Genomic DNA, 13152 nt, shown 5'->3' on the forward strand with positions numbered 1-13152 from the left:
TATCCGGGAGACTCACCATGCGTATCTTTCTGACGGGCGCGACCGGCTTCATCGGTTCCGCGCTCGTGCCCGAACTCATCCGCGCGGGGCACGACGTGCTTGGCATGACGCGTTCCGACGCGGGCGCGCAAGAGCTCGCCGATGCCGGCGCTGAGGTTCATCGCGGGACGCTCGAAGACGTCGACATCCTGCGGCGCGGCGCGCTTCACGCCGATGCCGTGATTCACACTGCGTTCGATCACGACTTCTCGCGGTTCGTCGAGAACTGCGAGAAGGACAAGCGCGCTATTGCCGCGCTCGGCTCGGCGCTTGCCGGATCGGACCGGCCGCTGGTCATCACGTCGGGCACCGGCGTGGGCAGCCGTGCGCACGGCGAGCCGGCCACGGAAGACGTGTTCAACGCGAGCCACCCGAACCCGCGCGTGGCATCGGAAATCGCCGGCAATGCGCTGCTAGACGCGGGCGTCAACGTTTCGGTAGTGCGGCTGCCGCAGGTTCACGACCCGTTCCGGCAGGGGCTGATCTCGCCGCTCATCGAGATGGCGCGCGAGAAAGGCGTGGTCGCTTATGTCGGCGACGGACTCAACCGCTGGCCCGCCGGGCATCTGTCCGATGTCGTGCGGCTGTATCGGCTTGCCGTCGAGGCCGGGGAGCGTGGCGCACGCTATCACGCCGTGGGCGAGGAAGGCGTCAGCAGCCGCGAGATCGCCCGTGCGCTCAGCGAGGGACTCGGCTTGCCGCTCGCGTCCGTGGCGCCGGACGAAGCCGCATCGCATTTCGGATGGATGGCCATGTTCGTGCAACTCGATATGCCGGCCTCGAGTGCGCTCACGCAGCAGCGGCTGGGCTGGCAGCCGACGGGGCCGACGCTCCTGGCCGATCTTGCGGAGCGGCGATACGTCTAGCGGCTAGCGGCTAGTACGAAAAGCGCGCCGTTAGAGACGGCGCGCCTCACACGGCGATTATTCCTTCAACGGCTTCGCCTGCCGCATCCCGGAAGCGCGCACGAACTTTCCCGCGCCGAGGTGATGAATGGTATGCAAGATGCCATTCGTTTCATCCATGTTCCAGTGCCCATTTGCGAAGACACGCGCATCGGCCGCCGCCGCGACGACTTCGGCGAAGCACGTGTCGTAGGCCGCTTCCGTGTGCGGCTCGCTGATGAGCCGGCATTCGAGCCACGCCGAGCAGCCCTCTTCGATGAGCGGCACGCCAAGCACCGGGCCCTTCACGGTTTGAATTCTGTATGCATCGAACTTGTCGATGTGGCGCCCGCTCGTGCTGCCAACCGCATACGCAAGGTCGATCAGGTTCGCACCGGGCACGCAGATCCCGAAGTTGCCGCTCGCGGCAATCAATTCGCGTGTGAACGTGTTCTTGTCGATAACCACGGCGATACGCGGCGGGGTGAATTCGACAGGCATCGACCAGGCCGCGGCCATGACGTTGCGGCGTTCGCCGTGCGCGCTTGTCACGAGCACGGTCGGACCATGATTGATGAGTCGGCTCGCGTGGCCGAGTGCGACAGGCAAGAAATGGGTCATGACGGATCCGGTATCAATAAGTCCGGCGATTGTATGCAAACGGCAGAATGCAATCCGCAGAATGCAATGCGGAGACCTTGACAGACACTCTTACGATATATATCTTTAGATATGTTTTACGACATAACGGAGTGATGTCATGAGGTCACGTTGCTTTCACGGTAAGCGCGACGGTTCGCGCGGCTTCGGTTCGGACTTCCCTTTCGACACGCTGGACCGGCTTGACCAGCTTGCATGGCGCGGCTGGGCCATGATCGGCCGCCATCGGCACGGCGGCGGCGGGCGCTTCGGCGGCGGATTCGGTGCGGGCGGTCCCGGCGGAATGGGCGGCTTCGGCGGCGGCCCCGACGACATGGGCGGCTTGCCGCGCGGTCGTAAGTTTTCGTCAGAAGATCTTCAACTGCTGCTGGTGGCGCTGCTGGCCGAGGCGCCGCGCCACGGTTACGAACTCATCAAGGCGCTGGCGGACCGTTCCAACGGCTTCTACGCGCCGAGTCCCGGCATGGTGTATCCCGCGCTGACTTACCTCGAAGAAATCGGCTACGCGACGGTCGAGATGGAAGGCAACCGGAAGCGGTACGCGCTGTCGGATGCCGGCCGCGACTATCTCGCCGCCAATCGCGAACGCGTCGATCTGATGCTCGCCAAGCTTTTGCATTTTGCACGCAAGATGGATCTCGTTCGCCGAGCGTATGCGGGTGAAGAAGCGGACGACACGTCGAGCGACGACGGCTGGGTGCCCGAACTGGTCGCTGCCCGGCGCGCATTGAAGCGGGCATTGCTGCTGCGGACCGATGTCTCGCCGGAAGAGCAGCGCCGCATCGCCGCGATTCTTGCGCGCGCCACAGCGGAAATCGAACAGGACAACGCGCCGAAGCAGGCATGAAGGAGTGACAGGATGAGTGATTCTCTCGTCAACGAGCAACCAACACGCACCGATCTCGAAGTGACGCGCGTGCGCCATCCGCTGAAGTTCCGCCTGCTGCAGGTCAAGCGCGTTCGGCCGCTCAACCCGCATTTTGTATGCATCACACTGACCGGCGACGCGCTTTCGGACTTCGAAAGCGCCTCGTTCGATGACCACGTCAAGGTCTTCTTTCCGCAGCCCGGCGAAAGCATGCCGGTGATACCGCAAGCCGGTCCCGATGGTCCCGTGTTCGATCCGGACAAGCCGCGGCCCATCGCCCGCGACTTCACACCCCGGCGTTTCGACCGAACGGCCTGCGAATTGGATATTGAATTCGCGCTGCATGACGCGGGCCCCGCGACGGCATGGGCTGCGAAGGCCGTGCCGGGTCAGTTTCTCGGCATCGGCGGGCCGCGTGGCTCGTTCGTCATTCCGTCGCATTTCGACTGGCACTTGCTGATAGGCGATGAAACCGCCCTGCCCGCCATAGCGCGCCGTCTGGAGGAACTGCCGCCCGGCACGCGCGTGGCGACGCTGCTCGAAGTCGCGGATCCGTCGGCACGCATGGAATTCAATACCCGCGCCGATCTCTATGCGCAGTGGTGCTACCGGAGTCAGTCCGCATATCCGGGCGGCGATCTGTTGCTCGCGCTGCGCGGAACCTTTCTCCCCGACGGCGACGGCTACGTGTGGGCGGCAGGCGAAGCGGCACTGATGCGCGCAGTGCGTCAGTTGTTATGCAACGAGCGTGGCATCGACAAGCGGCGCATTCGCGCGTCGGCTTATTGGAAGCGCGGCGAGCAAGGCGTGCACGGAACGATCGAGGACTGAGTAAGCAACGAGAGACGCGCGATAAATTAAACTGATGGCCTCGCCTATCGTAGCGAAGCCATGGACAACCGCGAACTTCTCAATCTCGCTTACTTGCGCGCTTTCCGGCTGGTTGCACAGACCGGGAGCGCCACGCGCGCGGCGGCGGCGCTGTTTCGGGCGCAATCCGCTGTCACGCGCTCCTTGCAGGAACTCGAAGCGGCGGTCGGCGAAACTCTCTTCGAACGTCGTCCATCGGGCATGCTGCCGACGCCCGCTGGCCGCGCAGTACTGCTTCGCTGCGAACGCATCTTCGCGGAACTCGAAGCACTCGGTCAGTGGTGCACGACGCGACAGTCGCGTCGACGGTCCGCCAACGGCAATGCGTTGCCCGCCTTCCTGCTCAACACCCGGCGATTGCAGCTGTTTTCCGCATTGGCGCGTCATCGACATATGCCGAGCGCCGCGCAGACGCTCGGTATCAGCCAGCCAGCGGTCAGCAGCGCCATACGCATCATGGAAACCGGCTCGGGTATGCAATTGTTTTATCGCAGCCCGCGCGGCTTGTTGCTTACGAGCGAAGGGGAGACGTTCGTGCTTCACGTGCGGCGCGCACTCAACGAACTGCGCCACATTCCCGACGATATCGCCGCTTTGCGGGGCACCATTCAAGGCTATGTGACTGTGGGCGCGCTGCCGCTCGGTCGAACGCTGATTCTTCCGGGTGCCATTGCACGCGTTGCCTCGCAATATCCCGGCGTCCGTATCGCCACGGATGAGAGTGCCTACGAACCGCTCGTCGCCGGGCTGAGAGCAGGCGATATCGACTTCGTGCTCGGTGCGCTCAGGCCCAACGATGCATCGAGCGGGCTGACCAACGAGCGCCTCATGTCGGAAGACATGGTGGTCATTGCGCGGCGCGAGCATCCGCTTGCGAACATCAAAGGCTTGACGCTCAAGGAGCTGACTGCGGCGCAATGGGTTTTGCCGCGTAGTCACGCGCCCGCGCGCGGCATGTTCGAAGCCCAATTCAAGCGGCTCAAACTGAAGCCGCCGATGCCCACCGTGGAAACCGCGGACCTCGCCGTGATCCGCGGCTTGCTCACTCGCACGGATATGCTGGCGGTCGTGTCGGCTCAGCAATTGCACTACGAATGCGAGTCCAGGCAACTTGTCGTGCTGGATATCGCGATGCAGAACACGCGGCGCGATATCGGACTCACGTTGCGGGCAGGCAGCACGCCTTCGCCTGCTGCCCGCGCGCTCATCGATGCGATCCGTTTGACGGTCGATGAACTCTCGCATTCAGCCGGCGTCGCAAGACTCACGAAGCATACGGCGTAAAGGCAGTCGTTTTGCGGAGCGCTCATCCGAACGTGTCTGGTAATCTTGAAGGCATGAACAGTGACTCGGCGCGCGACAAATCAAGGCCATGAACGACACGAATAATGCCATCGACGCGGTGCAGTACGCGCAAGTGACCGGCGGCTCCTATCCGCTATCCATCGAATATCAATGGATCAATCCTGAGCTTCGGGATGCACCCATCGCGGTGTTTTTGCACGAAGGACTCGGTTCCATTGCGCTATGGAAGGACTGGCCGCAGTCGCTATGCGATCGCCTGAATTGCCGTGGCCTCGTTTATTCGCGCCCCGGCTATGGACGTTCGACGCCGCGTCGGTCGGACGAGCACTGGACGGCTGATTTCCTGCATCATCAAGCGCAAGTGGTACTCCCGGCATTGCTTGATGCCATCGGCGTGAGCCAGGCAGAACGCGCACGCATGTGGGTCATCGGCCATAGCGATGGCGGCTCCATCGCATTGCTTTATGCGAGCGCCTACCCCGACTCTTTGGCGGGGCTCGCCGTGCTCGCACCGCATGTGTTCGTCGAGCCGATGACCGTCGATGCAATCACGCAGGCAAGAGCCGCTTATGAGAGTGGCGAATTACGCACTCGTCTTCGGCCTTACCACGAGAACGTGGATTCTGCGTTTTATGGCTGGAACGATGCATGGCTCAGCCCCGCGTTCCTTCACTGGGACATCACGACAACGCTCACATCGATTCGCCGGCCCTTGCTCGCCATTCAAGGCAATGACGACGAGTATGCGTCGATGCAGCAGATCGACAAGATCAAGGCAGCGGTTGCGGATGCGCAGCTCGTGAAACTGCCGCGTTGCCGTCATTCGCCTCACCGCGACGCAACGCATGCAGTCAACGAAGCTATTGCGGCCTTCATCGAAGCGCACTGCGTTGGCTGAGTCAATTTTTCCGCTGAACGGCGTCTCGTGCGTTCACGACCGGGCAAGCAATTAGCTAGGCATCTCATGCCGAAGACATTCAATTCGATGGAGAACCGCCATGTTGCTCACCGATGAAGAACTCGCCCGCCTCGAAACGGTTGCGCCTTTCCTGCAGAGCGAAGCGCGCACATCACTCGAATTCGAGGCGGAGTACGAAATCACAATGGAACTCGCAGAGCATCTTCAGCCCGGCCTGCGTGTGCGCGCCCCCGTCGCAACCGGCGCGGCAGCCGCTATTACCGCTCCTCCCTACCCTCTCGACTTGTTCGTTGGTCTTCCGCTCAACGAGTTGCGTGCGCTCGCGCATGCCGACGACAGACGCCGCGAAGACGCCATTGCCCTATTCGGCGCGACGTTCTCGCCCCGCCTTTTGCGCGCCATTGCAAAGATGACGCCGAACGAAATCGACCTCGATGCGGGCGTGCAAAGCGAAGCCGGCACGCTTGCCGTGATGCTCGAAGAAAACGAAGGCGCATAACCGGCAACGGGCTCCGTATTTACCCGTGACCTGTGCTTGAGGCGCGCATTCGACGCGCCTCGCGTTGTTATAATTCTTTCAAGGTTCGACTAAAAGCTAACACTCCGGCGACGCGTGAAGAGCACTCCAAAACGATGGCCAAGACCGACCGCCTGCGCACGCTTTCCAGTGCACTAGAAAAACAAAACGTGATGCGTCTGCGCGATGCCGCCGCGCTGCTCGGTGTCTCCGAAATGACCGTGCGCCGCGATGTTGCCGCGAATCCCGGGCAGTTCACCTACCTGGGCGGTTATATCGTGAGCGCGGCGGATTTGCCGAATGCGGCGGGCTATACGATCGAAGAAGAGAAGGATCACTTCGCGCAAGCGAAAGCGGTTGCGTCGAGCCACGCAGCGCATTTGCTGACGAATAACGAAACCATCTTCATCGACTGCGGCACGACCTTGACGACGCTGGCCCGCCAGATTCCCACAGACATGCATCTGACGGTGGTGTGTTACTCGCTCAATGTGGCCGAGATTCTGCGCCGCAAGCCCAACGTACGCATGATTCTGCTCGGCGGTGTTTATGTGCCCTCGTCCGAATCATTCGCGAGCGATGAAAGCGTCGAAACGCTTCGACGCATGGGCATCAACAAGGCGTTCATGTCGGCCGGCGGCGTTGACGAAACGCGCGGCGTGACCTGCTGGAATTTCCACGAAGTCGCTATCAAGCAAGCGGCCATGGCGAGCGCAGTGGAGCGGCATCTCGTGGTCGATACGAGCAAGTTCGGCAAGGTGAAGGCGGTGCGCTTCTCCCAGATGTCCGACTTCGATTCGGTCATCACGGAGGAAGGGCAACGCCGTACCAGCCCGCGCGAATAGCGAGATCGCTATTCGCTTGCCGCTGCGCAACGCACTATTTATTGCCTGCGTCCCAAAGCGAAGAGCGTCCCAGCAAGCAGGATGAATGCGCCGATGATCACCTTCTGCCAGGTGCTCGGGACACCCACGAGAATCAGCACGCTATTGATGAGCGTGACAAGCACCACACCGAGCAGCGTGCCGATTACGCTCCCGGTGCCGCCGGTAATGCGCGCGCCACCCAGAATCACTGCGGCGATCACATCGAGTTCGGTGCCGACGAGATCGAATGGATTCGCGAGCCGGTTCGTCGATACATGCAGAATGCCCGCCACGCCCGCAAGCAGACCCGTGTAGCCGAACACGAAAAGATGAATGGCGCGCAGGTTATAGCCGAGACGCTCGGCAATGACGAGACTGCCGCCCATTGCGTAGACGCCCCGGCCCATCATCGTTCGATTGAGCAGCCACCACGTGACGATTGCCGCAATCACGAGCGCCAGCACCGATACCGGCAGCACGGCACGCAAGCCGTCGGCGGTGTGATAGTAGAAGAGCGGCAAGCGGCCGAACACATCCATGCTGTGCGGAATGTTCATGAAGAACTGCGTGCCGACGAACGTCAGCAGCAAACCGCGAAACAGATACTGCGTGCCGATGGTGACGATCAGCGAAGGCGCCTTCAAACGATGTACCAGCATGCCGTTGATGACGCCGAGCAAGACACCGCCCAATGCGCCCGTCAGCACGATCAGAGCGAACGGACAGTCGGGCCACCACGCGAAGACCGCTTTGGTGATCGAATACATCGTCAAGGCGGCGATGGCCGTGAACGACACGTCGATGCCACCCGACGCCAGCACGACGAGCGTGCCGAGTGCAAAAAGCGACACCGTGGTCGCGGAATGCAGCATGTCGAAGAGCGTCGCGAACTGAAAGAAGCGCGGGTTGAGGCTGCCCACGATCAGCGACGTAACCACGATCAGCCCGACCGTGAACCACTCCGGCTTGCGCATCAGTTGCGCGTAGAGACTGCCCTTGCGCACGCGGGGCGCGACGTTGCTCACTGCTTGCGGCACTGTCTCGCTTGCGGCGCCGCGAATCGATTCGCCCATGCTCATGCTGCCTCGGAAAGTAGCGCGTGATAGAGATCGGCCTCGCTCAAGCGATCGGCGCGATATTCGCCGGCGACGCGGCCTTTCTTCATCATCAGAATACGGTCGCAGTTCTGCAGCAGTTCGGGCAAGTCATCGCTGATGAGAATGATGCCGATGCCCGCTTTCGAAAGCCGCTGCATGATGCGATAAATAATGTCCTTGGAACCCACGTCCACACCCACTGTCGGCCCATGCAGAATCAACACGCGCGGGTTGATGGCAAGCCAGCGGCCAATCAGCACGCGTTGCTGATTACCGCCCGAGAGCGATTGCACCGGCTTGTCGACATCGGGCGTTGCAATCTGCAAGTCCTTGACCGTGCGCTCGGCCAACGCTTGCGCGCGCTTGCGATCGATCTGGCCGATGCGGTCGCGCAAGCTCGCGATCATCGCGGTCACGACGTTGTCGCGGATAGGCTTGTCGAGAAAAAGCCCTTCGTTCAGGCGGTCTTCGGGCACATAGCCGATGCGTTGCGTTCTCGCGTCTGCGGGCGACTGCAGGCGCACGCGCATGCCGTCCAGCGTCACGACGCCGCTAGTCGCAGGCGCGACGCCCGCAAGCGCGCGCGCCAGTTCGTTACGTCCCGAATCGAGCAAACCCGTGACGCCGAGTATCTCGCCTTCGTGCAACGCGAACGACACATCGGCGAACTGGCCCTTGCGCGCGAGTGCCTTTACATCCAGCACGACTTTCGATGCATGCGCCTCGCCGTCTTCGCGGTAGCGATCGGTCGAAAGATGCTTGCCCGTCATCAGTTCGCTGATCTGCGCTTTCGTGTAGTTTTCGATCGGCCCTTGCGCCATCTTTTGCCCATCGCGCAGCACGATGACTTCGCCGCCGATGGCATAGCATTCATCGAGCTTATGGCTCACGAACAACACGGCCACGCCTTGCGCGCGTAGTCTGCCGAGCACCGCGATGAGATTGTCCACTTCCTTCTGCGTGAGCGAAGTCGTGGGTTCGTCCATGATGACGAACTTCGCCTCGCTCGCGATGGCGCGCGCAATGGCAACGAGTTGACGCGTCGCCAACGGCAATTGCTCGACCAGGGTCTTTTGGAAATCGGCGTCGCCCGGCAGCCCCACGGCTTCCAGCGCGCGTGCAGCGGTTGCCGCAAGCGCGCGCCGGTCGAACGTGCGTGCGAGCTTGCCCGCGTGCTCCGCGAGTTCGGAAGTCAGCCCGACGTTCTCCGCGACGCTCATGTTCGGCAGCAGCGAGAGATCCTGATAGACCGTCTCGATCCCGGCGGACAAAGCCGCCAGCGGCGAGAGCCGCGCATGGCGCGCGCCTTCGATCACCAGTTCGCCTTCGTCCGGCGGCTGCGCACCCGAAATGATCTTGATGAGTGTGCTCTTGCCGCAGCCGTTCTCACCGAGCAGGTGATAAATCTGCCCGCGTTGAAACGCAAGGCTCACGCCACGCAGCGCATAGACGCCGGTAAAGCGCTTATGAATATCGACGACTTCGAGTAGCGGTGTCTCTTTGGTCATGGCGTATCGATCCGGGCGGCGCGCGCCTTTTCATGCCCGCGCCGCGAGCGTCACATCAGAACGGATATTGCTTGTAGTTGGTCTTGTCCACATCCACCCAGCCGGTGCCGCGAACGATCACGCCCTTGCCCGGACCTTTGCTCACCGTGACCTTGTTATAGCCGGTAACGCCCAGGTCTGCGCCGTTCTCAACCGTCTTGCCGTCGACGAGCATTTGCGCGACTTTGTTCATCGCGATACCGGCGAGCTTGGGGTCCCAGAATGCGATGCCGTTGATCGCGCCGCTTTCGAGGAACTTGCCCGCTTCCGTCGGCAGTCCGGTGCCGTACACGCAGATCTTGCCGACCTTGCCGGCCTCTTCCACCGCGCGTCCGATGCCGATCACATCCAGCGACGAAGAGCCTTGGAAGCCCGTCAGGTCCGGATGCTTGCGCAGCACTTCCTTCGCTACCTGATACGCGCGTTCGCCGTCATTGTTGGTTTCGAGCTTGGGCTCGACCAGGTCCATCTTCGGATATTTGGCCTTGGCGTTGCCGATGCCGCCGTCAGCCCATTGCACTTGCGAGCGGCTACCGAGCGAGCCGACCAGGACGGCCCATTTGCCTTGCTGCCCCATGCACTTCGCGAGCCGTTCGTTCAGGCCCGCGCCGTATGCCGTGTTGTCGAAGGCTTCGATGTCGACCATCGTGTTCTTCGCGTTGTCGGCTTCGTGCGTGACCACCTTGATGCCGCGATCCATCGCTTTCTTGAGCGCGGGTTCGAGCGTCGGCGGATCATACGGAACCACGGCGATCGCAGTGACCTTCTTCGCGATCAGATCCTCGATGATCTTCAATTGCTGCGCGGCATCCGCGCGGCCCGGCCCGGTCTGATACGCGTTGATGTTCGGGTTCTCCTTGCCGAACTCCTTCACGCCATCGTCCATGCGATTGAACCAGTTGATGCCCGTCACTTTCACGACCGTGACGATGGTCTCGTTCGTCGCGGCCTGCGCGCCCATGATCGCGCCTGCGGCAAGCGCAATGGCCGTAAGCGCGGTGCCGAAAGTCTTGAGCTTCATCGTGTCGTCTCCTTTATGTTTCGAATGTCTTTCGATGGTCTTTTGAAGCAATACACAGCTGAAATCAACGTCCCGTGGATGCGGGCGGCGGTGGAACCTTGGATGTGGGCCTCGCTCCGCCGATGCCGAAGATCGCGCGCACGCGTTCGCCGCCTGCGAAAGCGAGCGATGCAAGCAGCAGGAAACCCCACGCGCAATCGCCGAAAAACTGCGAGACGCCGAGCAGGTTGAAGAGGCTCGACAAGAACTGGAGCACCGTCGCCGCGAGAAACACGCACACGATGCGTCCATAGCCGCCCGCCGGATTGACGCCGCCCATCACTGCAATCAGGATCGCAATCAGAAGATAAGAGTTGCCGTAGTCCCATTTCGCGCTCGACGTGTGCGTCGCGCTGATGAGACCCGCAAGCGACGCCAGCACGCCGCACATGCCATACGTGAGGATCAACATGCGCGCGCGCGGAATGCCCGCGTAGAAGGCGGCCTTGGGATTCGTGCCCATCAAGTAGAGCCGCAGCCCGAACGGCGTGCGCCTGAGCACCCAGCCGAGCACAAGCACCGCCGCTACGAAGATCCAGAGCGAGATCGGCACCTGAAGGAAGGTCCCGTTGCCGATGTTCGAGAGCGGATCGACGTATTCGACGCGCACCGATGCCCCGTTGCTCAACACGACCGCAATGCCCGTAAAGAGCAATTGCGTGCCGAGCGTGCAAAGAATCGGCGTCAGCCTGAGCTTCGCGATGACCACGCCGTTCAGCAAGCCGCCGATCAATCCCATTGCCACGACGATGCCCGCGAATACCGCGGTATAGAGCGCCGGCGAATCGTCGGCGGAAACCATGTGCGGCAGAAGCATGGCGGCGACCATGCCCGACAGATTCGCCAGACCGACACCCGACAAGTCGATGCCGCCATTGCCCGACACCATGGAAAGCATGATGCCGAGTGCAAGCAAGCCGAGTTCGGGCAATTGGCCGCCCATCGACTGGAGATTGTCGATATCAAGAAATTGGCCGTGCGAAAGCCACGTCGCGACGATCACCACCAGCACATTGACGCCGATCAGAAAGTTGAACTGCCTGTCAGCGAGCCACTTCGACGCTTTCATTGCGTCACGCTCCTTTCGCTGAGCAACGCATTGATTTCATCGAGGCGCGGCATCGAAGGCGCAGTCCCCGGCCGCGTCACTGAAATGCTCGCCAATGCGCATCCGAAGCGCACCGCATCGAGTGCGCTGTCGCCGCGTGCGAGCGCCGCCGCGAAGCCGCCGGTGAAGCCGTCGCCCGCGCCGGCGGTTTCGATCACGCGCCCGCATTCGAAGGCCGGCACAAGCACCGATTCATAGGCGCTATGCAATAGCGCGCCTGCTTCGCCCAACGTGATGATCGCCGCGCGTGCGCCCTTTCCCAAAAGCACGTCAGCCGCGCGGCGCGCGTCGTCGAGAGACTTGACTGCGATGCCGGTCAATGCCGCGGCTTCCGTTTCGTTTGGCGTGATGTAGTCGCAAAGCGGAAAGATATCGTCGTCGAGCGCAAGGGCGGGCGCGGGGTTGAAGACGGTGGTCACGCCATGTTTCCGTGCGAGTTCGAGTCCGCGTTTCGCGGCGGGAATCGGCTGCTCGAGCTGCGTGACGAAGACGGCTGCGCGTGCAATGTCCGCTTCGATGGCGTCCACGTCATCCGGCCCGAGCGTGCCTGCCGCACCGGACGCGACGATGATCGCATTACCGCCGGTATTCTCATCGACGTAGATGTGCGCGGCGCCCGTCGCGATATCGTCTATCACGCTGGCCCGCGATGTAATGCCTTCGGCGGCCCACGTGGCTTGCGCGATCTTGCCGAACGCATCGTTGCCAATGCGCGTGCAGAAGATGACGTCGGCACCGGCGCGCGCGGCGGCGACGGCCTGATTCGAGCCCTTGCCGCCCGGCCCCATGGCGAACGCAGAGCCGGCGACGGTCTCGCCAAGCAAGGGCATGCGCTGTGCGCGAAAGGCAAGATCCGTCACATAGATGCCGAGAATGACGACGCTGCCGCTCATTGCGCGTCTCCCTGCGGTTCATCCGGCGCGAGTTGCACACCTTTCTTGAAGATGAAGCAGCCATAACCGCGCGTCTCGCCTGACCTGATGACGCAATAGGCGTTCTTCGCGCGCTCGTAAAAGGCGAAGCGTTCGATGGGCCCGAATGGCAGTTCGCGGCCTTCCGCATGATTGACTTCCCGTTGCGCTTCACGCTGCACGGCAGGCAGCGCCGTAGCGTCGCCGACGACTTCCATCCGGCCTGCGGGATCGTCCACGAACGTGTCCAGCGGCATGACCGACAGAACCGCACGCACGACGCGCGGCGCATTCACGCCGTCGATACGCAATAGCTTGCCGAAAACGGTCTGGCGCGCCACGGAATCGGCCGGAAAATTGGCGTCGCAGATGACGACTTCGTCGCCGTGCCCCATCGCGGCGAGCGCGTAGAGAATGTCGGCGTTCAGAAGCGGATCGATGTTCTTCAGCACAGCGTCTCCTCCATGCATGGCGCGTCTCGTTTCGAGATCTGCGCCGTTG

14 protein-coding genes are annotated in these 13152 nt (G+C 62.1%); 7 read left to right on the forward strand and 7 right to left on the reverse strand.

What is annotated here, in order from left to right:
• The first annotated feature begins 17 nt into the window (after positions 1-17).
• Positions 18-905: an SDR family oxidoreductase gene (locus P9239_RS23225; protein WP_309755433.1), complete on the forward strand. Its 888-nt coding sequence runs from the start codon at positions 18-20 to the stop codon at positions 903-905.
• Positions 906-962: 57 nt separating this feature from the next.
• On the opposite strand, the gene P9239_RS23230 is transcribed toward P9239_RS23225, so the two are convergent.
• On the reverse strand, positions 963-1544 hold the full coding sequence (locus tag P9239_RS23230; protein ID WP_309755436.1) for a flavin reductase family protein: 582 nt from the start codon (positions 1542-1544) through the stop codon (positions 963-965).
• 139 nt (positions 1545-1683) lie between these two features.
• Between P9239_RS23230 and P9239_RS23235 the strand changes: the two genes are divergently transcribed.
• From P9239_RS23235 to P9239_RS23260, 6 genes are all read left to right on the forward strand, one after another.
• Positions 1684-2430: a PadR family transcriptional regulator gene (locus tag P9239_RS23235; RefSeq protein ID WP_309755439.1), complete on the forward strand. Its 747-nt coding sequence runs from the start codon at positions 1684-1686 to the stop codon at positions 2428-2430.
• 12 nt (positions 2431-2442) lie between these two features.
• A complete protein-coding gene (locus tag P9239_RS23240) occupies positions 2443-3282 on the forward strand; it encodes a siderophore-interacting protein (RefSeq protein WP_309755443.1) in 840 nt (279 codons plus the stop codon).
• Positions 3283-3342: 60 nt separating this feature from the next.
• A complete protein-coding gene (locus P9239_RS23245; RefSeq protein ID WP_309755447.1) occupies positions 3343-4605 on the forward strand; it encodes a LysR family transcriptional regulator in 1263 nt (420 codons plus the stop codon).
• Positions 4606-4693: 88 nt separating this feature from the next.
• Positions 4694-5524 carry an alpha/beta hydrolase gene (locus P9239_RS23250; protein ID WP_309755449.1) on the forward strand — a complete coding sequence of 277 codons (831 nt, stop codon included), beginning with the start codon at positions 4694-4696 and terminating at the stop codon, positions 5522-5524.
• Between the two features lie 100 nt (positions 5525-5624).
• The gene (locus tag P9239_RS23255) at positions 5625-6044 is read left to right on the forward strand and encodes a hypothetical protein (RefSeq protein ID WP_309755453.1); all 420 of its coding nucleotides are present in this window, start codon (positions 5625-5627) and stop codon (positions 6042-6044) included.
• A gap of 134 nt (positions 6045-6178) precedes the next feature.
• Positions 6179-6907 carry a DeoR family transcriptional regulator gene (locus P9239_RS23260; RefSeq protein WP_309755456.1) on the forward strand — a complete coding sequence of 243 codons (729 nt, stop codon included), beginning with the start codon at positions 6179-6181 and terminating at the stop codon, positions 6905-6907.
• A gap of 38 nt (positions 6908-6945) precedes the next feature.
• Here the strand turns inward: P9239_RS23260 and P9239_RS23265 are convergent, their stop codons facing one another.
• The 6 genes from P9239_RS23265 to P9239_RS23290 all read right to left on the reverse strand — a co-directional run bounded on the left by P9239_RS23265 (position 6946) and on the right by P9239_RS23290 (position 13103).
• A complete protein-coding gene (locus P9239_RS23265; RefSeq protein ID WP_404980124.1) occupies positions 6946-8007 on the reverse strand; it encodes an ABC transporter permease in 1062 nt (353 codons plus the stop codon).
• Positions 8004-9533 carry a sugar ABC transporter ATP-binding protein gene (locus tag P9239_RS23270; RefSeq protein WP_309755458.1) on the reverse strand — a complete coding sequence of 510 codons (1530 nt, stop codon included), beginning with the start codon at positions 9531-9533 and terminating at the stop codon, positions 8004-8006. The genes P9239_RS23265 and P9239_RS23270 overlap by 4 nt, the downstream gene beginning before the upstream one ends.
• Positions 9534-9588: 55 nt before the next feature.
• A complete protein-coding gene (locus P9239_RS23275) occupies positions 9589-10593 on the reverse strand; it encodes an autoinducer 2 ABC transporter substrate-binding protein (RefSeq protein ID WP_309755461.1) in 1005 nt (334 codons plus the stop codon).
• Positions 10594-10657: 64 nt separating this feature from the next.
• A complete protein-coding gene (locus P9239_RS23280; protein ID WP_309755463.1) occupies positions 10658-11701 on the reverse strand; it encodes an ABC transporter permease in 1044 nt (347 codons plus the stop codon).
• Positions 11698-12633 (reverse strand): ribokinase, encoded by a 936-nt coding sequence (rbsK, locus tag P9239_RS23285; protein ID WP_309755468.1) that lies wholly within the window; start codon positions 12631-12633, stop codon positions 11698-11700. Before rbsK ends, P9239_RS23280 begins: the two co-directional genes overlap by 4 nt.
• The gene (locus tag P9239_RS23290) at positions 12630-13103 is read right to left on the reverse strand and encodes an RbsD/FucU family protein (protein ID WP_309755581.1); all 474 of its coding nucleotides are present in this window, start codon (positions 13101-13103) and stop codon (positions 12630-12632) included. The genes rbsK and P9239_RS23290 overlap by 4 nt, the downstream gene beginning before the upstream one ends.
• Positions 13104-13152: the final 49 nt, after the last annotated feature.

Source organism: Caballeronia sp. LZ062, assembly GCF_031450785.1.
Classification (GTDB): Bacteria; Pseudomonadota; Gammaproteobacteria; order Burkholderiales; family Burkholderiaceae; genus Caballeronia.

Excerpts from the sequence above, each read along its gene's own strand:
- P9239_RS23225 (WP_309755433.1), top strand. The coding sequence starts at position 18 with ATGCGTATCTTTCTGACGGGCGCGACCGGCTTCATCGGTTCCGCGCTC.
- P9239_RS23230 (WP_309755436.1), bottom strand. The coding sequence starts at position 1,544 with ATGACCCATTTCTTGCCTGTCGCACTCGGCCACGCGAGCCGACTCATC.
- P9239_RS23235 (WP_309755439.1), top strand. The coding sequence starts at position 1,684 with ATGAGGTCACGTTGCTTTCACGGTAAGCGCGACGGTTCGCGCGGCTTC.
- P9239_RS23240 (WP_309755443.1), top strand. The coding sequence starts at position 2,443 with ATGAGTGATTCTCTCGTCAACGAGCAACCAACACGCACCGATCTCGAA.
- P9239_RS23245 (WP_309755447.1), top strand. The coding sequence starts at position 3,343 with ATGGACAACCGCGAACTTCTCAATCTCGCTTACTTGCGCGCTTTCCGG.
- P9239_RS23250 (WP_309755449.1), top strand. The coding sequence starts at position 4,694 with ATGAACGACACGAATAATGCCATCGACGCGGTGCAGTACGCGCAAGTG.
- P9239_RS23255 (WP_309755453.1), top strand. The coding sequence starts at position 5,625 with ATGTTGCTCACCGATGAAGAACTCGCCCGCCTCGAAACGGTTGCGCCT.
- P9239_RS23260 (WP_309755456.1), top strand. The coding sequence starts at position 6,179 with ATGGCCAAGACCGACCGCCTGCGCACGCTTTCCAGTGCACTAGAAAAA.
- P9239_RS23265 (WP_404980124.1), bottom strand. The coding sequence starts at position 8,007 with ATGAGCATGGGCGAATCGATTCGCGGCGCCGCAAGCGAGACAGTGCCG.
- P9239_RS23270 (WP_309755458.1), bottom strand. The coding sequence starts at position 9,533 with ATGACCAAAGAGACACCGCTACTCGAAGTCGTCGATATTCATAAGCGC.
- P9239_RS23275 (WP_309755461.1), bottom strand. The coding sequence starts at position 10,593 with ATGAAGCTCAAGACTTTCGGCACCGCGCTTACGGCCATTGCGCTTGCC.
- P9239_RS23280 (WP_309755463.1), bottom strand. The coding sequence starts at position 11,701 with ATGAAAGCGTCGAAGTGGCTCGCTGACAGGCAGTTCAACTTTCTGATC.
- rbsK (WP_309755468.1), bottom strand. The coding sequence starts at position 12,633 with ATGAGCGGCAGCGTCGTCATTCTCGGCATCTATGTGACGGATCTTGCC.